13 protein-coding genes and 1 pseudogene are annotated in these 23,452 nt (G+C 53.5%); 6 read left to right on the forward strand and 8 right to left on the reverse strand.

Going from position 1 to position 23,452, the window contains the following annotated elements; genetic code table 11:
- Positions 1-505 precede the first annotated feature (505 nt).
- Positions 506-1,699, forward strand: a complete 1,194-nt coding sequence (locus GT756_RS02455; protein ID WP_004203711.1) for a zinc-dependent alcohol dehydrogenase — start codon at positions 506-508, stop codon at positions 1,697-1,699.
- A gap of 111 nt (positions 1,700-1,810) precedes the next feature.
- A complete protein-coding gene (locus GT756_RS02460) occupies positions 1,811-2,038 on the forward strand; it encodes a DUF1272 domain-containing protein (RefSeq protein WP_004203710.1) in 228 nt (75 codons plus the stop codon).
- 54 nt (positions 2,039-2,092) lie between these two features.
- Here GT756_RS02460 and GT756_RS02465 read toward each other — a convergent pair whose 3' ends face one another.
- Together GT756_RS02465 and GT756_RS02470 are read right to left on the reverse strand one after the other, a co-directional pair.
- A complete protein-coding gene (locus tag GT756_RS02465; protein WP_048294493.1) occupies positions 2,093-2,638 on the reverse strand; it encodes a cysteine hydrolase family protein in 546 nt (181 codons plus the stop codon).
- Positions 2,639-2,928: 290 nt separating this feature from the next.
- Positions 2,929-3,570, reverse strand: a complete 642-nt coding sequence (locus GT756_RS02470; protein WP_004203708.1) for a GntR family transcriptional regulator — start codon at positions 3,568-3,570, stop codon at positions 2,929-2,931.
- 157 nt (positions 3,571-3,727) lie between these two features.
- On the opposite strand from GT756_RS02470, the gene GT756_RS02475 reads away from it, so the two are divergent.
- From GT756_RS02475 to GT756_RS02490, 4 genes are all read left to right on the forward strand, one after another.
- A complete protein-coding gene (locus tag GT756_RS02475; RefSeq protein ID WP_004203707.1) occupies positions 3,728-4,201 on the forward strand; it encodes an OsmC family protein in 474 nt (157 codons plus the stop codon).
- Between the two features lie 136 nt (positions 4,202-4,337).
- On the forward strand, positions 4,338-4,661 hold the full coding sequence (locus tag GT756_RS02480) for an antibiotic biosynthesis monooxygenase (protein WP_160124541.1): 324 nt from the start codon (positions 4,338-4,340) through the stop codon (positions 4,659-4,661).
- Positions 4,654-5,046 (forward strand): amino acid-binding protein, encoded by a 393-nt coding sequence (locus tag GT756_RS02485; RefSeq protein ID WP_012542152.1) that lies wholly within the window; start codon positions 4,654-4,656, stop codon positions 5,044-5,046. Before GT756_RS02480 ends, GT756_RS02485 begins: the two co-directional genes overlap by 8 nt.
- The gene (locus GT756_RS02490) at positions 5,043-5,756 is read left to right on the forward strand and encodes a helix-turn-helix transcriptional regulator (RefSeq protein WP_160124542.1); all 714 of its coding nucleotides are present in this window, start codon (positions 5,043-5,045) and stop codon (positions 5,754-5,756) included. The genes GT756_RS02485 and GT756_RS02490 overlap by 4 nt, the downstream gene beginning before the upstream one ends.
- Before the next feature lie 272 nt (positions 5,757-6,028).
- Here the strand turns inward: GT756_RS02490 and GT756_RS02495 are convergent.
- The 6 genes and pseudogenes from GT756_RS02495 to GT756_RS02520 form a co-directional block, all read right to left on the reverse strand.
- A pseudogene (locus GT756_RS02495) lies at positions 6,029-6,196 on the reverse strand (isocitrate/isopropylmalate family dehydrogenase); the annotation flags it as partial.
- Positions 6,197-6,513: 317 nt separating this feature from the next.
- Entirely contained in the window at positions 6,514-6,837 is a 324-nt protein-coding gene (locus tag GT756_RS02500) for a hypothetical protein (protein ID WP_123806412.1), read from the reverse strand.
- 5 nt (positions 6,838-6,842) lie between these two features.
- The gene (locus GT756_RS02505; protein ID WP_021462616.1) at positions 6,843-7,535 is read right to left on the reverse strand and encodes an EAL domain-containing protein; all 693 of its coding nucleotides are present in this window, start codon (positions 7,533-7,535) and stop codon (positions 6,843-6,845) included.
- Between the two features lie 355 nt (positions 7,536-7,890).
- Complete coding sequence (locus GT756_RS02510; RefSeq protein ID WP_023322373.1) at positions 7,891-8,949, reverse strand: diguanylate cyclase; 1,059 nt, start codon at positions 8,947-8,949, stop codon at positions 7,891-7,893.
- A 422-nt stretch (positions 8,950-9,371) separates the two neighbouring features.
- A complete protein-coding gene (locus tag GT756_RS02515; protein WP_160124543.1) occupies positions 9,372-10,781 on the reverse strand; it encodes a tail fiber domain-containing protein in 1,410 nt (469 codons plus the stop codon).
- Positions 10,782-10,842: 61 nt separating this feature from the next.
- Positions 10,843-23,430, reverse strand: a complete 12,588-nt coding sequence (locus tag GT756_RS02520) for a DUF1983 domain-containing protein (RefSeq protein WP_160124544.1) — start codon at positions 23,428-23,430, stop codon at positions 10,843-10,845.
- Between the last annotated feature and the right edge of the window lie 22 nt (positions 23,431-23,452).

Genomic DNA, 23,452 nt, shown 5'->3' on the forward strand with positions numbered 1-23,452 from the left:
TTTTAGGAGTAATTCGGAATAATTCTACAAAACACATCAAAAATAACCAGACGGTACATTCCCGCTAACTTACTGTGTTCAGGGAAATAATGCACACAGAGCACCACTGTGGCAAAGAATTATTTATACCGGCGGAGTACTCCTGTTGGGTTATATAACGAAGCGGCAGTAACGCCCTTAGTCTGGTTGAAATTCAGATTTTTTCTTTTTTTAAGGCCAAAAAAAAAGCCGCTGGGGAAGCGGCTGGAAAATAAAACGGAGCGAATATCATGCCCGATTAAGCCTGGCATACATAAGGGGAATAGGCAAATAACCTAAAATAACCTCAACAAACCAGCCGCTAAATAAGCGAAGCGTGGAATACATTCACTGAGTGGAATATCACGCAGTTCCATTATAAGTACTCTACGCTTTATTTTTACTGTGGTTTATCGGCGGCAATAACGTTAGGTCACAATGCCTTTTCGCCTGCTGCTATCAGCCATTCTCTCCAGGAGAAGACTTTATGAAAGCACTCACTTATCATGGCCCCCATCATGTCAGCGTCGACACCATGCCCGACCCGGCCCTTGAGGCGCCGGACGATATTATTCTGCGCGTCACGGCGACGGCGATCTGCGGTTCCGATCTGCACCTTTACCGCGGTAAGATCCCCGGCACGCACCATGGTGATATTTTCGGCCATGAATTTATGGGGGAAGTGGTGGAAGCCGGTTCCGAGGTCACCGCGGTTCGTAAAGGTGATCGGGTGGTTATCCCGTTTGTCATCGCCTGCGGAGACTGCTTCTTTTGTCGCCTGCAGCAATATGCCGCCTGCGAAAGCACCAATAGCGGCCAGGGGGCGACGCTCAACCGAAAAGGCATTTCGCCACCGGCGGCCCTGTTCGGCTACAGCGATTTGTACGGCGGGATCCCAGGCGGCCAGGCGGAATATGTGCGCGTTCCCAAAGCCAATACCGGACCGTTTAAAGTGCCGGACACCTTACCCGATGAAAAGGTGCTGTTTCTGTCAGATATTCTGCCTACCGCCTGGCAGGCGGTAAAAAACGCCGAGGTCAAACCCGGCAGCAGCGTGGCTATTTTTGGCGCCGGCCCGGTTGGCCTGCTGTGTGCCTCCTGCGCCAGGCTCAATGGCGCAGAGCAGATATTTATCATCGATCATAACGATTACCGACTCGACTTCGCGCAGCGGCGCTATGGCGCGATCCCGATAAACTTCGACCACCATGACGATCCGGCGCAGTGGATTATCGACAACACCGCCGGCCATCGCGGCGTCGATGCGGTGATTGACGCCGTCGGCTTCGAGGCGAAAGGCAGCCTTACGGAAACCGTCCTCAGCACCCTGAAAATCGAGGGCAGCAGCGGGAAAGCGCTGCGCCAGTGCATCGCTGCCGTGCGCCGCGGCGGCATCGTCAGCGTGCCCGGGGTTTACGCCGGTTTCATTCACGGATTTATGTTTGGCGATGCCTTTGATAAGGGGCTGACCTTCAGAATGGGGCAAACCCACGTCCATGCCTGGTTGCCGGATCTACTGGCGCTTATTGAGCAAGGGTTGCTCACCCCGGAGGAGATTGTCACTCACCATATGCCTCTGGAGGAGGCCGCGCGCGGCTATCAGATCTTTGAGAAACGTGAAGAGGCATGCCGCAAAGTGATCCTCGTGCCGGGGATGCAGCCCGGAAAGGCAACGCTTTGAGGCGGAGATTAACGCAGCGAAATCCCTCGGAGGCCAGTCTGCGCCGTGCTATAAAAACAGCATGCGCTGGCCGGCCGTCGCTGATACAGCCGTTAACCACAGGGGAAGGAAATGCTCGAGTTACGCCCGAATTGCGAATGCTGTGATAAAGATCTGCCGCCAGACTCACGCGAAGCGTTTATCTGTTCGTTCGAGTGCACCTTTTGCCAGGACTGCATGACGGCGCGGCTTAACGGCCATTGCCCGAACTGCGGCGGCGAACTGGTGCGGCGCCCTGTGCGTCCCGAAGAGGCGCTCCGGCGCCACCCCGCCTCCACCCTGCGCCGCCATGGGCAGTAAAACCGGATGAGCAGGCGTAGCGAAAGGGAGCCCTCGGGCTCCCTTTCTTCATCCTTATTTCGCTGCCGAAAAGCGCCACTCTGCGGCGGTCGACAGCGTCACAAATGGCCCGGCAAGGGTGACATTGTGATGGCCAATGATGTCAGGCGCTGATAAACGTTCGTTATCCATGGTTGAGTGCGCATCTGAGATCAGCACCGTCCGTAATCCCAGCGCCGATGCCGCTCGGCAGGTCGTGTCCACGCAGAATTCGGTTTTCATCCCGGCAATAACCAGCTGTTTTACGCCGGCCTGAGCGAGCTGATGCGCAAGGTCAGTTTGCTGGAAACAGGAAGGGTACTTTTTAATAAAGACGATATCCCGCTCGCCGTTAACACCCATCTCAGGCAGCAGTTGAGTTAATGGACTTTGCGCGGAGAACGGAGAGTCGTCAGCTCCGGTATGGCGGGCAAAGAAGACGGGCACCTCAGCCTGTCTCGCTTTTTCAATCAGCAGGCAAACGTTCGCCAGAAGCGCATCGGCCTGATACGGGGAAACCGGGCCACGGAAAAGCCCCTGCTGCATATCGATAATTAACAGGGCATGCTCAGATGAAATCATGATGGGCCTCCATTCAGTCTGTCACGAACGGAGAGGTCTCTCCCCGTCCACATTGGCGGGGAGTGAGGATCTGTTTGTCAGGAGCCGGTCACAGATACGCCCACACCACCGCAGGTTACGGTCGTGGTGGTGACGGTGGTGGTTGGCTGCACTGACGTAATCATTATCTGACCTTCACTTATTCCTTACAGATAAAACATAAGCGCCATTAAAACGGCTCTTTTCTTATAGCATTGAGCTGAGACGGATGGCAATTTATGCGTGAACAACGCAGCCGCTTTACGCAACCATTAACGGCTTACAATATAGGCGCGAAGGATTTCACCTGCTGAAAGAATATGTTTCACAGTATATGCCCGAGCCTCCTGTGGATTATTTTGCTGGCAGGCCATCAGGATCTGCTGATGCTCATCCTGGAATTTCAGCGTATCCGACAGCAGTCTGTTCTGAAAAAGCTCATATCTTTCAATCTGCTCGCGCAATTCACCGATCATCTTCAACAGGCGCTGATTGTTACACTTCCGATACAGCAGTTCATGAAACTCGCGGTTATACCTCCCCTGCAGCTCGGGTTCAGAAGCGCTACTCAGCAGCTGATGCACCAGCTCTGCCCGGGCAAGCGTTTCCGGGTCCATATTCTCCAGGCTATGAAAAATGGCTTCACCTTCCAAGAGTGCCCGCAGCTGATAAATTTCATCGACATCTGCGGCCGTCAGCGTTTTCACCACCGCGCCACGATTTCTGAAAATCTCAACCAGACCTTCGCGCTCAAGCTGCTGTATCGCTTCTCTCATTGGGATACGGCTGACAGAAAACTGGCAGGCCAGGTCGCGCTCCACAAGCCGGTCGCCATCTCGCAATGCCCCCTTGTTGATTAAGATTTTTAACTCACTGGCAAGGATATCGGCGGTCGAACGGGTAGCAGCGTTCATTTGGCTCTCTTTACATCATTCATAAATGGTATACCATTATACCATTCGAGCCAACGTCATGACAACCTTGCGATTCTACCTGCGGCTTCGTTCAGGCAATGCAACTGGACGATACCGCAGTGAAGAAATTCATCCCTCTATAGAGAAAGGCAAACCAATGGAACATGCTTATACCAGTCATATCACATGGACCGGCAATCAGGGCACGGGTACCTCGGGTTACAAGGCTTATGCCCGGACCTGGGATATCGCGGTAAAGGGAAAAGAACCCATTCATTGTTCAAATGATCCATTACTGGGCGGCGATCCCGGCAAAATGAACCCGGAAGATCTCCTGCTCTCTTCTCTCTCTGCCTGTCACATGCTGTGGTACTTACATCTGGCCTCAGATGCCGGCATTACGGTCATGGAATATCAGGACTCGCCGGTGGCAACGGGTGAAGTATTAAAAGGGGGCGCGGGTCGCTTTATTTCTGCTACCCTCCGGCCTAAAATCACCGTATTACCAGGTACCGATCTCGACGCCGCCGCGGCCCTTCATCAGCAGATCCATCACGTCTGTTTTATCGCCCGATCGGTCAATTTCCCGGTCAGCTACCAGCCTGAATTTATTATCTTTAACGCAGAGTAACTCGTTTCTGGCGCGATCATCCGGTGCGCAGGAAATGTGGCTGGGGTATCCAACCTCAGCCACACTTCGCTGCACGCCGAAGCATCCTGCTCTGGTCGTCATTAGACTGCACGGACATTCACCACGGAGCAGACTTATGATTGCGGTACTTTTTGAGGCCGACGCCTTACCAGAAGCACAGGAAAGATATTTACAGCTTGCGGCCGGGCTGACGCCTTTGCTTTCAGACACGCCGGGGTTTATTGCCATTGAGCGCTTTCAGAGCCTGAATTCGCCCGGCAAAATCCTCTCGCTATCCTGGTGGGAAGATGAAGCATCGGTGGCCAACTGGCAGCAAAATGAGCGGCATCTGGCTGCCCAGCGCGAAGGCAAAGCATCGATTTTTTCATACTACAGAATACGCGTTGCCCGCGTGTTCCGGGATTACGCATCGGATCGGGGAGCACAGCCAGATGTATGACATTCACGTGATTCTCAGCAACACGCCGGGCTCGCTTGGCGCAATGGGTATGGCGCTGGGTAACAACGGCGTGGGGCTCGAAGGCGGTGGCGTATTCACCACGCCTGATGCCGGACATGCGCATTTTCTGGTGGAAGACGGTGAGAAAGCCCGCAGGGTACTGACCGAGGCCGGTTTTGCCGTCAGCAGTGTATGCCGTCCTCTGATCAGAAAGTTACCTCAGGAACGACCAGGGGAACTGGGCGACATCGCAGACACCCTTGCCCGCAATGGCATTAATATTCTGGTACAGTACAGCGACCACCGTAACCGGCTCATTCTCATTACCGATGATGACACCCGGGCAGCGGAAGTGACCAAAAAATGGGCCATACTTTCTGAATGAATCTCCTGAAAACGCAGCAAGACAGTGAGCCAGAGGCGGCACTGGAAACCGCGATGGCGATGGTGGCCTCCGCCCTCTCTGACCCGTCAAGGGTCAGTATTCTCTGCGCGCTGATGGATGGGCGCGCATGGACGGCAACCGAACTCAGTACGGTTGCCGAGGTGTCTGCCTCCACCACCAGCGGGCATCTTGCCCGACTGCTCAGCAACGGGCTGGTGGTGTGTCTCGCGCAGGGGCGTCACCGCTATTACCGCCTGGCGGGCGCGCATATCGCCGCGCTACTGGAAAACCTGATGGGCGTCTCAATGCAGTCGCATAAGGCGCTGGCCACCAGCACGCCGGTGACACTTCGCTACGCTCGCACCTGCTACGACCATCTGGCGGGCGAACTGGCGGTGAAGATTTATGAGTTTATGCTGCGGGAAAAATGGCTGGCGGCCGATGGGCAGTCCCTGACGTCAGCCGGTAAAACCCAGCTTGAAAGCCTGGGCGCGGTACTTAACGCTCGCCCGCGACGTAAGCCTTGTTGCCCCTGTCTTGACTGGAGCGAAAGACGTTTTCATCTGGGAGGCGACGCCGGTTCGGCGGTGATGGCGCTGTTTGAGCAGAAAGGATGGATAACCCGCGCGCCGGCATATCGGGAAGTGCAAGTGACGGATAGCGGCAGAGCGGCGCTGTCCCGGCTGTTTAATCTGAAGGTGGGTGGATAGCCTGAGTTTAGGCTACATCACATTTTCGCCGAACGGCACCGGTTTAAGCCGGTCGGGCCATCAGTAAGACCCCTGGCGTTCAATCCATACCCACTTGCGATCTCGCGGTAAACTGAGCTAGCCCTGTTGTAAGCGCATGGCTTTGATGGACATTGTGTTGCGGGAAATCGACCATGCTACCGCGCAGCGAGTGTCCGGCAAAATAACGGCCTGAATGCGATAAAAAAACGGGAGCCCATCGGCTCCCGCTTTAACTTAATCCACTAACGGGATTACATGTTCGCGATAATCGCGTCACCAAACTCGCTACATTTCAGTAGTTTAGCGCCTTCCATCAGACGTTCGAAGTCATAGGTCACGGTCTTGGCAGCGATAGCGCCTTCCATGCCTTTAACGATCAGGTCTGCGGCTTCGAACCACTGCATGTGGCGCAGCAGTAGTTAACTAACAACATCATTACTTATTGATTTAAAAAGAAAAATAGGTGTTTTTGATATGTGGTTAATGTTTTTAGCCTAAGCCCTAACCTATTGAAATTCATTAGTATATTTTCAGTTTTGATAACTGGCTTTGAGTTTTTCAGCTCATCTGGAGGGTGAATTATTAGCCAATAATACTCACTCCCTGTGAGTCGGGTTAAATATTTCGGATGTTCTAATTCATGCTTTGAAAGCATTATAAAAATACTATAAAAAAGCCTCGAAATTCGAGGCTTTCATTGAAAGCACCATCACTATAATATTATTTTAATAATTATCTACCATGTGATTATTGCTCTTTTCCAAACCATCTTCCCTTTTTTCTCTTCTTTTAAATAAAGAATCTTTTTCATAATAAAATAAAAAACAAGAGAAAACGCAATTATAGCAATATATGCACCGATACCGAAAGATACCAGAAACACAACTAAGATTCCAAAGAGCGCAACCAGTAAAGACGTGCCGATAGATACCAAATTAATTCTTGTGCGAGCGTCTCTTGATACATATCCTTTAATCTGAAATGCATGGCAACTTTGGCAGTGGTCCTCAGCAATTAAATATGCACCACAAAATGGACATTTTTTATCTTTTGTTATCATTTATTTTAAATCTCGACATAATAGTAATCGCTCATCCACAACCTTCCCTGGCAAGCGCAATCAACAACAGAATGTACTTTATTTTTTTGTTCTATTGTCTCAACTCCCTCAACAATTACGAAATTGCAGTATGATTTTACTTCATTTAATATCTTAAATAATTTACTCTCATACTGTATTTCCCAGAAATAATCTTTATCGATTTTTATACATTCAAAATTAAACATCTGAATAATTGTAATACTTGTTAAACCCCTCCCAAAATCATCCAGCCATACTGGACACAATTTCGAAAGACACTTTAAGTCAATCATACAGCATTTAGTATTAAATTCATGAAACTCTTCGTTAATCTCAAAGGCAATGTTTTTTTGTTTTTTTAAGTAATCGCTAATATATTTATCATTCAAGATATAATCGCTAATTAGGCTGTCAACATTCAACGAAACTGGCTTTAACTTCAATTTAGAAGCATCAATTTCTTCAATTGTCAATATCTGTTTATTAAACAAATCGATTTTTTCTTTGTCACTTAGTGTGCTGAAACAAAAAGCACTTTCATTAGCAAGATAACCATTAGCATTCTTTTTTTTAACATTTTTCGTGAGAATTTCCCAAGAATGTACAGAACCATCTTTTTTGTAAGATGGTTCTAAAACAAATCTACAGGATTCTATTTCCACACTGTTCTTTATCATTAAAAAAACACCGGAACTAAGAATAATCCTAATCGTGTCATAATTAAATATGAAAGAGAAATAGTTTAAAATGATCGATAACGATCTAATGATAGGTAAAAACTATCATACTTTGAGTATCGATCGATCATTCAAATCAAATGAAAAGGTAGGTTAAAAAAGAAACATGATTTCAATATTAAAGCTATTTGGATCAGATAGTTGCATTACGCGAATGACTTGGGTGGCAGATGTCCAATGTAAGTTGAAAGGCGCTTATGGTTTCGAAGAGATTTATCCTTGTTACAATTGTGGATAATAAACGTTCTTAAACATATATATGTATAAAATCATGAGAAAAGAAATCATATCTTCTTCAATTATTTGGCATGCAATATCCATTCTTTCCGTTACGTTTAACTTCATATAGCATTTCATCAGCCTCTTTGATCCACTCGATGATTGATTCTTTATTTTCTGCACAAGAAATACCGATACTGACAGTACAGTACATATCTTTGTGGGAAGGCAATGAAAGATCTTTAATATTTTTTTGAATTAAATGAACCATAGCTATAACAAGCTTGTTATTACTGTTGTTAACAATAATAGCCAACTCATCGCCACCAATCCTTGCTGGCACGTCCTTCACACCAGCGCACTCTCGTAATATTGTTGATATACGAGATAACACCGCATCGCCTACTTCATGACCATAGGTATCATTAATTTTTTTAAAATTATCAACATCAATGAGCATAAGATATGAATGAATTCTTTTTTTACGCGTCGCACGAAAAGCACTTTCCATTTTCTGCTCAAAAAAACGGCGATTTGGAAGATCTAGACCAGGATCCATCAGGGCCTGCTTTTCCAGTAACTCCCTTCTTTTCCTCAACTTTATAGATAAATGTCTTGAAACCACACTCAATACAATGGGATAGCAGGTTGCCAAGGGTAAAGAAAGCAATACCGTTCGGGTACTGAATTCAATCGTATATCTGAAATCATTTGCTAACCAAACTGTCAGGAAACTAATCATCATACACGTTAATGCTGGTTTTAAAATTTTCCATCCACCAGCAGCATAGCGATCAGCTATTTGAACTGAAATTATGAATAATGATGGAATTGGACTAACTTGCATTACGGCTATCCAGATACCAGCCCAGAATGAATCAAGTATCATATTCTTTTTTTCAGTACCCAGCATATCCTTCGACATCATGCTTGCCAGATAAGCAACCGATGGCCAGATGAGTGCATTAAGAATTAACAAGGCTATTGTTATTTTTTGATGTGACTGCTCCTGGAGGACAGAGTATATAGGGAGAAAGCAAAGAACGACACCTATCTGACGTAAAAAATATACTCGTTTAATAAACGATGAATTTCTATCAGAAATGTATTTTTCATCCGGGAAATTTGTTAACATAGAAAGCCTATTAAAAATCGCTAAGAACCGATATCACTACAACCCACTAAATAACAAGATAAAACCGCCCTGCATTACAAATTTATAACATGGGTGTAAAAATTACAAGATTGCACCTCAATTAATTATAAACGTGTCAATAATAATATTTAGCATCCATTACCCTGAATCTATCTTTATGATTTCTATCTGATGGAAAGTAATACTTTAGTTTTAAATCCTTAAACATGAAAACCCAACAGGATTTAGCACTATTGCATTATTAATTTTGGTAGGTTATTAAAAAACGACACAACATCTGACCAGTAGAAGTTTACTTGAACTTACTTATCGTTTACTTCAAATTATTCTGTGATGTACACAGCAATTAATGTCGTTTCAGTTGCCCCCGGCAAGTGCCTCCGGGGGATTTTTTATGCTCCTCAACTTTCTAGGGCGTCAACTCGCCTAAGCAAATCCTGTACCACGGTCACAAAATCGGCGATGATTGCCGTGTAATCCACATTCATCACTCTGAATTTTTCGCCATCAATCTCCTGCTCGATGCCGAGGAAAGTATACAGATCGTCAGCTTTTTCAGCCTGCTGGGCGATAAATCCACGCCTCCGGCGCGTTTCACCCTTCATGTTGAACTCGCATACCCCCAGCGCGTTAATGCGCCTGGAGGCACCTTCCCGAGATTCCGTAAAATCCTCTTTAAGCCGCACGTCTGAGCCGGTGGTCAGGACGTCCCCTTTGCCAGTGGAAATGGTGCCGCCAGCACGGAAGATCCATGCATCAGTTCGGCCATAACCATCGAGATAGACAACCGCCCTGTGCTCCGAACCCACAGACTCCTCAACATAATAGTTTGCTACCGCACCACGGGCATCGCCAAAGCCGCCACGCCCTTGAATCATCGACTGGAACGGTGCGCCGGTGATCAGTTGTCCATTCGCTGGATTGCTCGGGGCAACGCTTCTCGCCATGAGTGCTCCCCAGGCGTATAGATGCTTTTTACACATAAAGGCCCCTTCGAGAGTCAGCTCACCTGCTACGTTCTCGATAAGCCGTGTTGTGTAATCGGCGGTACTATCGTTGAAATGAAAGTCGATGTATGGCGTACTCATCGATAGCTCAATGGCCTGCGCAAAATATTTCCCCGCGCTGATGTTGCCCGGAACAGCCAGATTGCCGGCGCTATCGACCCCCATAATCTCCGTCTGGGTATCTTCAGGGCTGATGGTCGCCTTATTTCCTTTCACCACGCTGAAGCGCGTTCCGCTGCCCACCATCAGCTTCCCGTAGGTGCCTGATTTTTTGACCAGTCCAATATCGTTGTTCCTGCCAAGAATAAAACCGGCATTATCGCTGGTTATAACCTGCGAGCCGTCGAGGTCGTTTCCTCCAGTGAGTTTTGCCAGTGCGTTAAGATCCGATGCCTTCGCCATCCCGGCTATCGCCGGTACGGTCACCTGCTTTCCGGTGATCGGGTCAGTCAGGGTGATATTGCCGCTGCCGGTCAGGGCCATCGACCAGCCCTCCACCACACTACGCCAGAATGCAAATGCGCTGGCCAGCTGGTTAGCAAACGACGAGGTGCTGGCGGTTTCAGCGGTAATAATGCCGTAACAGGCACCGGAAAATGCGGTGGTGATATTCCGGGTCAGCGTCAGTTGCGTGTCGCTGTCCACAGATTTGATCGCATACAGGTCAGCACTACCGCTGCGGTAGACCACCAGAATCGACCCGGGCAGTATCCCCAGCGCCTCCTGTGACCATTTTGTTGTCGCACCTGTCACCCGTGCCTGCGACGCTGCACCCGTGACGGTGCCGACTTCATACATCGCCATAATAAAATTCCTCCTGGATGGTTTTCCCTGGAAAAAGAAAAGGCCCCTAGCGGGGCCTTTGTTAGCTAAATGAACTGCTGTCCGTTCGGAAGGCGGTTGCGGTGATGTTCTCGACTGTGCAGGTGTAATCAATCGCGGCATTTCGACCTGTAGCCTTGATAAAGAAGCCGACATTGTTGTAGTCAGCATCCAGGCGCGCGGCAAACCGCAATTCAAAGGCCGTGGTGCCAGCTGTGATATTACCGGCATCGACGAAGATACGGCGGGTTACCTCCTGCCCACCAATGTTGAACGTAATATCAGAGGTATACCCCAGGCCACTGCCCGTCCCATAGGTCTGGCACACCAGGGTGCAGGCCAGAACCACTGTCATGCTATACCCCCTGTTCTGATACGCACCGTTCCGCTGTACCGTCTGGTTGCGGCGGAAGGTCAGGCTGTCGTAACCTTTTGCCACCGCAATGTCACCGATGAACGCATCCGCCTGGACAGTGCCACGGAACACGCCGCTATTCGCTTCGACCCTGCCACGAACGATCACGTTATTGAACTGCGAAGAGCCATCCTTGGCGATACGCCAGCCTTGCGACCCGTCAACAAAGTTATTCGAGCGGATCTCGTTGCCGATCTTCGCGTTCGTGATGGAACCGTCCGCGATTTTAGTTGAGGTCAGGGAACTGTTTTTGATACGTGCCGTATCGATATACAGTTCATTGCCTTCGGCAATCATCACCGGCACTGCCGTCGCATTGTTACGGTTAAACAGCGAGAAGCGGTCGGCATAGAGGATCATGTCGCTTGTTTCACCATTGCTGCCCAGCGTAATCCCCGCGCCAACATTCTTCCCGTTAACCGTCTCAACCTTCATCGACCACAGCGAACTCACCGTACCATTCACATCCGCCACGGTTTTAGCGGTGTTTTGAACGGAGGCGCTGAGATCCCCGACACTGGATGTCAGGGTCGTCTGCTGCGTTGCCAGCGCCTCCAGTGCCGTTGCATGCGTCTGCTGGGTACTGGTGATACTGGCCACCGATTTAATCGTGTTGTCCAGCGTCGTCTGGTTTTTGATGTTGGCGGCCGCCTGCGCGTCAATCTGCGACTGAAGCGAGGTATTCAGGCTGGCCTGTGTGCTCTGGCTGTCGCTCAGCGTCTTCGCCATGTTATCGACGCGGGAGTTGGCGTTATCCACTTTCGTGGCCAGTGCCGTCTGCTGCTGCGCCTGGGCAGTGATTTTCCCTTCGGCATCCGTTACGCGCGCCGTCAGGCCGCTCACGGCACTCGCCGTCGCGTCTGAGGCATCCTGTGCCGCTTTCGCATCGGTAACATCCGTGATGACCAGATCGTCGATATACAGTGAATAGCCAGGGGTACCGTTGCCGGTGGCGCCGCGGGTGGAGATCCAGACCACCGCGCGTGTTCTGCCTGCCCCGTTGTTACTGGCGATCCCCGTGAATTTCACCCACTTATCGCGCGCGCCCAGAGAGGCTTCGCTGACAGTGACCGCCGCCTGCCAGGCATTTTGCCCGGCAGCATTCTGTGACTGGATACCGACCAGCGTTTTCCACCCGGAGGATGGCGCCTGATCCGCCGGCATCATAGCCCAGAACTCAAACCGGAACTTCGCATCCTCACGGACTGACTGCCAGCTCCCAAGCTGTTTATCGCTGTTGCCGTTATTGTTCGCTCCTCGACTCACCTGCAGGCTCTTATTGCCGGTGAATTTCTGAGACGCCACCACAACGGCTGTGCCGTTCCCGCCCAGCACCTGGCCATCGCTGTAGCTTTCAAACGTACCGTCAACCCACGGATTAGCTCCCTGAGTGCGGATGGTATTGATGGTGCTGGTCAGCGACGTGATGCTCTGCGACTGGCTGGTGATGGTGTTTTCCACCTGGCTTACGCGACCGGTCAGTGAACTCACCGCGGACGTGTCAGCCTTTTTACCCAGCTCAGTATTCATCGTGGTCAGGCTGTTCTGCAGACTGGTGAGCTGCTGCGACTGCGAATCCAGTTTACCCTCGGCAGACGTCATCCGGGTGGTCAACCCGGTGACAGCGCTTTGCTCGGCCTTCTTACTGACCGCCGCATTCGTGACGGCCAGATCGCCGCTGAGTTTCGTCAGCTGCTGCGCCTGGGTGGTGATAGCCCCTTCAGCAGCGGTGACGCGGGTATTCATCTGAGAAATGGCCCCGGCATTAGCTGCGATATCCTTTTCATCCGTAACATCGAGGACATGGAAATCATCGAAATACATTGCCCCCGCGCTGAGGAAGGTCGTCAGCTGGAAACTGGCCGTCGTGGTCTTCGTGGCTTTCCAGTCAAACGTTACCAGTTGCCAGCCAGAACTAAACGGTCCGTAGTTTGAGCCGACCAGCAGGCCAGTGCTGTCGGCCACACGAAACTTCGTGTTACCCGCATCTTTAATCGTGGTTCCCGGGTCCTGCTTCGCCCATACCCCCATGCGGTAGGTACGACCCTGCGTGATACTGATTTCCTGCCCGACCAGGTTCGACTGGCCGGCGGACATTTTCAGCGCCTTGTTACCCGAATGCGGAACCTGTAAATCGGCCACCGTCGCGGTACTGCTCCAGCCGGTAAAGCCCGCCGCGCCGCGCTCAAAACTGCCGTTGACAATGAGGTTGCCCGGCATTTTCCCGCTGGCGTCAATATCCGCTGCCGTCTGGCTCAGGCTGTTACTCAGTTGCGTTAGAGAATCCCCTTGTGCACTGAGTGTTTTGCCCTGCTCAGTGACCTGGTTCTGCAGGGTGTTCATCGCGCTTGCGTCCGCTTTTTTGTTCACATTCGCATTCGTCGTGGCCAGATCGCTGCTGAGTTTTGTCAGCGCGCTGTTGGCTGCCGCGATGTCATTCCCCTGCTGCGTCACCGTGCCTTGCAGCTGCGTCACCGCTGTCGTGTCAGCCTTTTTACTCACCGTATCGTTTGTCGACCGGAGGCTGTTCTCCAGCGAGGTGGTCCGCGTGCCGATGCTGCTGAGCGTAGCGCCCTGCTGGCTAACCGTGGTGGTCAGTGAATCCACCGCTTTTGCGGTCGCATCTGCGGTTTTCTGCGCACTGTTCGCTGCCGTCACGTTACGCATATGCCAGTCGGCAGCGTACCAGACGGTGCCGAACGGGCTGCTCTGATTAACCTGCAGGAACGGCCGCAGCAAGCTGGTATCGGATGGCACCGTAAAGCGCCAGGTGGCTCGTTTCCACGCGGTGGTGGTCCTGGTGTTGCCCCCGGACGCTTTCGCTCCGATACCACCGGTGGCGGTGGTGGCCCGACCGATATAGAAGTTAAAGTCAGCGCTGCCGGTACCACACGCTACCAGAGCAGACATTTCGAAAACGTCGCCCGGCGTCACGGCGATATTGTTGATTTTTGGCACATGGTCTCGCCCGGCCAGCCGGACGGCATACCTGAACGGGCAGTCAGCCGGCACACCATCGGCGGTGGTCTCCACCACGTCATAACCCATGCGGTCATACGCCGGATCAAATGACGGGTTTGGAATGTAATCATCCCCGGCAGCATTCCCGGCGTTCACCGCTGCCGTCAGGCTGACAATGTTGCTGTTGGCTGCCGTGAGGCCTGCCTCGGTTTTCTCCACCCGGCCAGTCAGCGCGTTAAGCGCCGTCTGATCCGCTTTGGTGTTGACCTTATCGGTGGTGCTGCTCAAATCGCCCTGCAGCTTCGTGATAGCCTGCCCCTGGGAGGTGATTTTGCCTTCCGCACTGGTGACCCGGCTGGTGAGATCACTCACCGACTGCGCGCTGGCCTTTTGTGCCACGTTGTTGTTGGTGGTGTTCAGGCTGTTCTGCAGATTCGTGATGCTCTGAGACTGCGCGGTCAGTTGCCCCTCGGCGTTCGTCACCCGACTGGTGAGGCTATTAATGGCCGATGTGTTCGCGGTAATACCGCTGGCCGCATCATCCGGACTCGGTGACCAGTCGGTCATCACGGTCCCGGTTTCCAGCTGAGGGCGGCAGAGCCAGACTTCTTTGTCGGCAGACGTCGCGCTTTCCAGACGCGCGGCAATCAGCCGTTTGGTGCCACTGGTGGCAGGAATAACCCATTTCACCCAGTAACGCGCCCATGCGGTGGTCAGTTTCGTGACCGCCTTGCCGTCACCGGCCCCACCTTTAACGCCCTGGCTGGTTTCCGTGGTGGTGGTGTTCGATGGGTTATAGAAATAACTCGCCATCTCCTGCCCGTCATAAGCCCCTTTCGCATAGAAGCTGAATACAAATTCCGTACGCCCGGTAACGTCCAGCGTCTGTTCATCCAGCTGGGTATAACCGGATGCACCTTTCGCCAGCCGGGTGTAGGCCACGCGGTCGCCCAGATAGGTTTCTGTGGCGAGGCGGCTGCTCCATCCCTCCAGTGTGTCCGCATTGCGGATAAGGTTGGTCCCGCCCACGGCCAGGGAGGAAAAGTTGTTTTCCAGGTTCGTCAGCGCGCTGCTTTGCGTGGTCAGATCCCTGCCATGCTGTTCAACGGTATTCTGCAGGCTCTGCAGCGCCCTTGCATCAGCCTTCTTCGCCACATTGCTGTTGGTCGTGTTCAGGCTGTTCTGCAGGCTGGTCAGGCTGTCTCCCTGCGATTTCAGGCTGCCTTCGGTAGCCGTCACGCGGGTCGTCAGATTCGTCAGCGCGCTGGCATCGGCCTTGCCGCTGATATCCTTTCCTAGTTGCGTCACATCTGACTGCAGTTTCGTGATCGCGCTGCCCTGAGACGTAATATTCCTCCCGTTCTGCGTGACTGACGCGGATAGACTGGAAAGCGCCTGCGCATTCGCATCGGCGGCATCGAGCGCCGCTTTCGCATCGGTCACGTCAGTGATGATCAGATCATCAATCAGGAAGGCGTCACCCAGGCGAACTTTTGGTGTGTTCGGGATGGAGATCCTCACCATTGCCTGTTTCAGCGCGGTTCGGTTGTTGGTCAGATAGCCACTGACTTTTGTCCAGTTGTCCACCGACAACTCGGAGACTTTTACGTTCAGGCCAGGCCACGACCAGCCATTGGCAGAATCCTGGAAGGAAAATCCGAGCACCATATAAACGGTCGGATCGGCGGTCGAGCCAGCCGGCAACTTAACCCACGCCTCCACGTAATAGACCGCGTTATCGCGAACCTGCATGCCTGAAAAGATATGGGTATCGTTATTATCCGTCGCGTTCGGGTTGTACTCCGTACTGCGCGTCACACGCAGGCTTTTGGTCCCGCTGTGCGCAGCTTCACTGGTGATAACGGCGCGGGCATTACTGAGAACATCGCCGACGGCATAGGATTCAAAACTGCCGTCCGGCAGTACGTTGGCTCCCCGTGTCGCCTGCTGCTTCAGCGATGTATTCAGGCTGGTCAGGCTGTCAGCCTGGCTACGGATATCCTTTTCAGTCTGGGTAACCCGGTTGGTCAGTGAACTGACCGCCGACGCATCAGCCTTCTTCGCCACATCGCCTTTGACCCCTTCCAGCGCGTTATTCAGCGCCGTGATGGATTGCCCCTGTGATGTCAGGGTGTTCCCCTGGTTCGTCACCGTCCCGGTCAGAGACGAAACAGCATCGCTGGTCGCCTTGATGTTGGTTTCATCGGTGATATCAAACACGCGGACGGAATCGAGCCAGATTTCACCGTTTGTCGGATGAGAATAAAGTTTGAAGTTCTGCCCGTCCGCGCCGGCAGCCGTCAATCCGGTTTCCCAGGTGATGGTTTGCCAGTCAGTGGTCAGCGTGACCGTTTTATCCTCATACGTACTGTCCGTCTGGCCGATTTTGTTCTGGCGACGGATCAGCAGACTCATCGCGCCGGAAACACCTTTGGCCTTCACCACCACCCGGTACTTGCGCTGGCCATTCAGCGGCACCGGCTTGTTGTTGTTGGAGAAGATCCCCGGACTGGTGTTAGTCGTCCGGTTCAGCCGGACCCCCGCTTTCCCGTCCCCGAAATCGCCAAAGGTCACACCGGCTGGATACTGAATATCCCAGGCAGTGCTGCCCTGCAGAAAATCAAAGTTCGGGATCAGGTTGTCGCCGGCGTTGCGGGTGGCCGTCAGCACATTCGCCAGATTTGTCAGTTGCTGGCTCTGTGTGGTCAGTTTCCCTTCCGCCTCTGTCACCCGGTTATCGACCGAAGTCAGTGCCGTTGCATCGGCCTTCTTCGACACATTGCTGTTGGTCGTGTTCAGGCTGTTCTGCAGGTTCGTCAGCTGCTGGCTTTGTGAGGTGATGGCCCCTTCCGCTGTGCTGACCCGGCTCGTCAGTCCGGTAACGGCGCCGGCGGTGGCATCGATGTCCACCCGGTCGGTAACGTCAGTGACGTAAAAATCATCGAAGTAGCGGCTGCCGCTAATCAGATAGTTACTCAGCGTCACCGGCAGGCTGGCTGTCTCCGTCGCTTTCCAGCGACCGGAAATCAGGGTCCAGTTAGTCCCCACCGTGCCGCTGTTGTACGGACGCTCAAAAACCGGCTGGCCGGCAGAGTTACCGATCCGCAGCTTGTTGTTCCCCGCGCCATTATCCGTCGTCGCTCCCGGTTCCTTGACCCACACCCCGATTTCATAGGTTCGCCCCTGAACAAACGGGATGTATTGCCCCGGAGACACGCTCCCCGGATCAACCTTCAGCGCCCGCGTCCCGCTGTGAGGAGCGGAAACCTCCACCACACTGGTCGCGGTTGACCGCCCGGTATAACCATCCAGCCCGCGTTCAAATGAGGGATTCACGACCAGGTTACCCGGTATCTGACCGCTGGCATCGATATCTGCCGCAACCTGCGAGAGACTGTTCGACAGATTCGTCAGCGAATTGCTCTGGCTCTCCAGCGTTTTACCCTGCTGCGTCACTTTCGTGTCGAGCGTGGCCAGCGCAGTCGCATCGGCTTTCTGCGCCAGCGCTTTATCGGTATTCGCCAGATTTCCGGTCAGTTTCGTGATGGCGCTGTTCGCAGCCGTCAGGTCGTTGCCCAGCTGTGTGACGGTATTGGTCAAATCCTGCACCGCTGTCGCATCAGCCTTTTTGGCCACGGCGGCATTGGTGGTTGCCAGCCCGTTTTCCAGCTGGGTTGTCCGGTTGCCGGTCGAGGTCAGCAGATTACCCTGTTGCGTCACGGTGGTGGTCAGGGAGTCAACCGCCGCCGCCGTGGCATCCGCAGTATCCTGAACCTTTTGCGCCGCTGTCACATTTCGCATATGCCAGTCCGTAACGAACCATACGGTGCCATACGGGCTGTTCTGCGAGATCTGCAGGAACGGGCGGATATAACCCCTGTCTACCATCGCCTGCGTGACCTTGAAGCGCCAGGTGGTTCTCTGCCAGGTCGCGGAGGGGGATTTTCCGCCCCCCGCCATGAGTGGCGCACCGGTACTCGTATCTGGCCGAACGGCGGTGCCAACATACAGATTAAAATTCGCCGTGCCGGCGCCGCAGGCAACCAGTGCGCTGATCTCAATCACATCGTTAAGCGTGGCCGGGAACGCGGCAAAGTTAGGATGGTGATCCCGGCTGGCAATTCGGGCCGCATAACCATACGGGCAGCCCGGCGGGACCTCCTCAGCCGTCGTGGCTACCACGCTGAACCCCATCTGGTCATACGCCGGGTCAAACGTCGGGTTGGGAATTAAATCCCCGCCTGATGCGTTTCCGGCCCGTACAGCGGATTTCAGCGAGGTAATGTTGGCGTTAGCAGCCGTCAGCCCGGATTCCGTCTTCTCCACTCGTCCGGTTAGCGAGTTCATCGCCGTCTGATCCGCTTTGCTGGCTACGTTCGCGTCTGTCTGCGTCAGCGCATTCCGGAGCTGGGTGATACTCTGCGAATTGCTGACCACATCGTTGCCAATCTGGCTGACATTCGAGCTGAGCACGCCGGCTGCGTTTGCCAGCGCGGAAACCCCGAGACCGGAGTACATCTCAGCAACCTTGTCTGACACCTTCAGGCCCAGGTTGATATACGCCTGACCGGTCCACTGATTCACCAGAAAATCAACGGTGTTCCAGCCGGTTTTCAGTTCAAAACTGACGGTATTCCAGCTGGCGTTTCCCCAGGCGACCTGAACCCCATTCACAAATATGGCGCCGGTATCATCAAAAACCCTGGCGCCGGGCGCCAGTGTGATGGTGGTATCTGCGGCCACTTTCACCTGGCAGGAATACTGCGCGATCAGATAGCTGCCGGCGGACGTAAAGTCCAGTTTGGCCGCGTCGGCCACCTCATCCACGACCGTTGGCGCCACGGCGCGAATATCGCTGAATGACGGGACTGTCCCGGCGTTATCCAGCTGCACAGGATAGAGTCGACGGGACCAGCGATTCGGCTGGCCATTAACCAGTTGATTTGACAGGCTGGTGATGCTGTCAGTATTGCTGCGAATATCCTGCCCGTTTTGCTCTACCTGCTGCGTTAAGGCAGTGACCGCAGCCGCTTCGGCTTTCTTCGCCAGCGCGGCATTTGTCGTGCCCAAATCGCTCGTCAGTTTCGTGATGGACTGACCCTGGCTGGTTATCCTGTCACCCTGCTGGGTAACAACAGACTGCAGCCCGCTCAGCGCCTCATTCGTACCAGCCAGGCCCGTTTCCGTCTGGCCAACCCGGTTAGTGAGCGATGTTAACGCGGCGCCCTGCGATGTCAGCGTGGCGCCCTGTTGCTCCACTTTCTGCGTCAGGGACGTCAGCGCGGCCGCATCGGCTTTTTTCCCGAGGCTGGTTTCCAGGCCACCGATACGGCTCGCCTGCGCGCTCTGCTCTGTCGTCAGAGAACTCAGTTCACCAGAAACAGCAGCTTTGTTGTCGTTAAACTGCGTCTGCAGGGACTCTCTGGCCTTAACTTCCGCCGAGATTGCGGTAACGCGCGCGGTTTTTTCCTGGTACAGCAGCCCGGAAGTGACTTTCTCCAGATCGCTCCCATCATAGGAGCCACGCATCTGCGCCGCCAGCGTGCTGCGTGCCTGCGCTTCGGCGGTCAGCGCGTTACTCAGCGTACTGCGCACATCCTGCAAAGCCGCCGTACTGGCGCCGGGTGCTGGCCGGCCAACGGCGATCCAGTCGAATTCGATAAAGTTGCTGGCATCCTGCTGGTTCGTCAGGTCCAGGCGAATACGATCAATGTTCCCTGTCCACGGAATATCACGCACCGTCAGGGTTGCCACCCCATCGGCATACTCCGGCTCAGCAACAATGTATCGCTTCGTGTTATTGAAGTTTTCGCCGGCAGACACCCAGCGGATCTCACCCGCCCAAACTGGTTTGCCGGTTTTACGAAAGCGCAGCATGATGAAACGGTACGCCGCACCATCGACAGCCAGCCCGCCAGGAGAGGTAATGTACGGATCGGTGGCGCTGTCCGCCGGGCGTAACCAGCCATCCTGTGACACACCCGGTACGCCGGCGCTGCCGGTCCAGCCCTCGGTCGTCTGATTGTTGAAATGCCAGATAACCTGCGAATCGAACTGGATATTAGCGCCGGCTGCGAGGCTGGACATTTCCCGCGCCAGATTTTCATCGGCGGTCTTCATCACCTGAGTCAGGCTCTCGATACTCGCCTCAATCCCCTGCGTTGCCGCCAGCAGTTCATCAGCGGCCTGTGACGCCTTCGCGTTAACATCGGCGATACGATCCGCGGTCTCCTGCTTCACCGCATTGGTCAGCGTGGTGTTGACCTGAGACAGCGATTGCTTCAGGCCATTTTCGGCAGTCTTTATCTGCGCATTCAATGCGGCATCGCCGTCGGCCAGCGTTTTGCTGACCCTGGCAATCTCCAGGTCGATGGTGACGTTGATTTCCGCAGCCGTATCGGTGACTGACTGTCTTACCTGGGTGATGCTGTCGGTCAGCGACTTGTTCACAGTTGCGATCTGCTTGTTCGCATCTGCGACGGCGGATTTTGCCTCCTGAACGCCTTTGTTTGCCTGAGCCAGACCAGAATCGAGAGCCTCATTGACCGAGGTTATCTCATCCGTGATGGTTTTATTCACGGCGGAGATCTTCCCGTCAACATCAGCAGTGATGCTTTTCGCCGATGCTTCAATATCCTGGCTGACCTGCTTCGCCTGGTCTTCGGCTTCCTTACGCAAAGCTTCAGCGGTCTGCTCCAGTTCCTGCTGCGTATTGCGGATACCTTCCTGCGTTTCGCTAATGGTGCGCTGCGTTTCCTCCCAGGCAGCCGTATCCTTGATCGCGTCGGTCAGGTTTTCGTAGTAGTCATCAAAGTTATCGCTGGCCATCCCCTGGACCCAGCCGGTCCACGGGCTTTCATTGCCAAGACGATCCACAAGGCGCGCCCGGTACCAGAATTCGGCGCCCATACTGAGGCCCATCTGCTGATAGCTTTTCCCCGGATAGGCCACGTCTGATAACGGCATTGGCGCACTGCCGTCCTGGTTTTTGCTGTACTGCAGTTCCGTGCGCAGCGTATCCCCGGAGCCGGTCGGGAACTCCCAGCTAACCTGGACCCCATGAACCAGCGAACGGGTTGCCAGCGCCAGCGGTGCCAGCGGCTCGCCGACCTTGCCGGTCAGGGTTTTCTCTTCGGAATACGCCCAGCCGCTCGAGATCTCCGCCGCATTGATCGCACGGACGCGAACCAGGTAACGACCGGCATAAATGCCGCTGACCTCAAACGAGGTGGTCGAGCTGCGCGGCACATTAATCCAGTTCCCGTCGTTACGGCGCCACTGCGCCTCGTAGGCAATAGCGCCGCTGACCGCTGACCAGTTAACCTGCATCGTTTCGACGCTGATCCCCTGATTCACGACCGAGCGGGATGTGATGACAATATCGTCAGGAGGTGACTGGTTGCCCGCCGGCAATACGCTAACCGGGCGCTGATCGATAATCGCGCCGGTATCGATGCGGGCGAATTTATCCGGGTCATGTGACACGCCGGTGATCGTGAGGGTGGCATCGCCGTTCTCTTTTACCCCTGTGACCCGGTACTGCTGCAGAAAGAGGTCATTAGATTCTACGGCCCAGACGCATTCCCGTTCTGGCGTCTCACTGTACGCCGTTGTGACCGTAATCTGCCGGCGTCCGTTAACGGCCTGGATGGTCCGGCTCTGTGAGATCCCGGATGGCAGGTTTAGCTGGAGGCGGTCGCCAGGTTTGGCATCCACATCACGATCCAGCGTAATCACCCGGCCATTCACCGCGCTGATCCGCCCGCCGTTGACCCGTCCGGCCAGCAACTCATCCGCCAGGGCAATGATATAACCGGGTTGAGGAATGCGACCGTCCAGCCCCACATCAAACTCAACGACCCGGTCTTTGTTGTTGGTCAGTATGCCCCACAGCCCCTTACGGTGGGCTTCGCTCTGGCGCGTACAGCCAATCGCGGTCATTTCGAGCTGGTTAAAACTGTAGCGGGAAACCAGTTCCGGGATAAACGCCGGTTCCATTGCATCAGCATAAGCATTATCCGGATCAGACCAGGAAACCAGGGCGTTGGTGTACCGAACCTGGCTGCTGCTGCTCGAATAACGGGGTTTGCCGACAATATTGGCGCGCGTATAGGTAAAATCGACATCACGCGGCATATCAGCCTGCACAACAATCTGCTCACCGTTCCAGCAAGTCATGCCCCGGAAAATGGCGGCAAAGTCTCGCAGCACGGTGTAAGCATCGTTGCGTTCCTGGACGTAGACGTTACAGGTATAGCGCGGCTCCATGCCGTCACCACCGTGCCCGTCAGGAACCAGCTGATCGCAGTACTGTGCAATCTGGTACAGCGTCCATTTCGAAATATTGGCGCTGCTCAGACGATTACCGAGACCAAAACGGTCAGCTGTAACAATGTCGTAATAGATCCAGGCCGGGTTATCCGTCCAGGCCCATTTAAACCCGCCGGTCCAGACGCCGGTATATTCGCGGGTTTCCGGATTGTAGTTATCCGGCACACGAATCACGCGCCCACGCGGCTCACAGGAAATTTGCGGAATGGAGCCATTAAACTGGCTGGAGTCGAACTCGATATAAAGCAGCGCGGTGTTGGGATAACGCAGCTTCGCGTCAATCACTTCGGTATAGCTCTGCAGCGTCATCACGTCGCCAACTTTGACACTGTTTGCATCCGGAGAAATTTTACGCAGGCGTAGCGTCCAGGTACTGCCGGCATGGGGCAGATCAATACGATGGCTCCGCTCATAACCGGAGGTGGTTTTACCCGTGACAGCGGTTTCCAGCACCGTCTGCCAGGCGCCACCGTCGGTCTGCAGGTCAATCGCATACTTGACGGTATTGCCCACCACGTCGCCGTCATCTTCCTGTTTCATCAGGGACGGCCATTTCAGGCGGACACGAACGGCAGAAAGCTGGGTATTAGTAAAGGTATGGGTCCAGGCTGTCTTGCTGGAAACTTCCGTTCCCACACTGATTTCATTTTCAGTGCCGGGAATACCCTGAATATAAGTCTGAGCCTGCGTGCCGGGTCGAAATTCCCAGGACACGCCACTGAAGTTTTGCGAACCATCAGCATTTTCAAGCGGGGTGCCATCAAGATAAATATCTTTCCCGGTTAAACCACCTGCAAATTCACCCTCACCTAATGCGAGCAGAATTTTGGCTTTCGCAACAGACTGTAAATCATCCGGCTGTTCCGTCGGTGTACGCTGCTTTGAGCCGCCACCCTTGCGCCCTTTAATTATGTTATTTGCCATATTACGCCCATAAAAAAAGCCA

Origin of the sequence: Klebsiella sp. Q2 (genome assembly GCF_009900705.1) — a bacterium.
Classification (GTDB): domain Bacteria; phylum Pseudomonadota; class Gammaproteobacteria; order Enterobacterales; family Enterobacteriaceae; genus Klebsiella; species Klebsiella quasipneumoniae.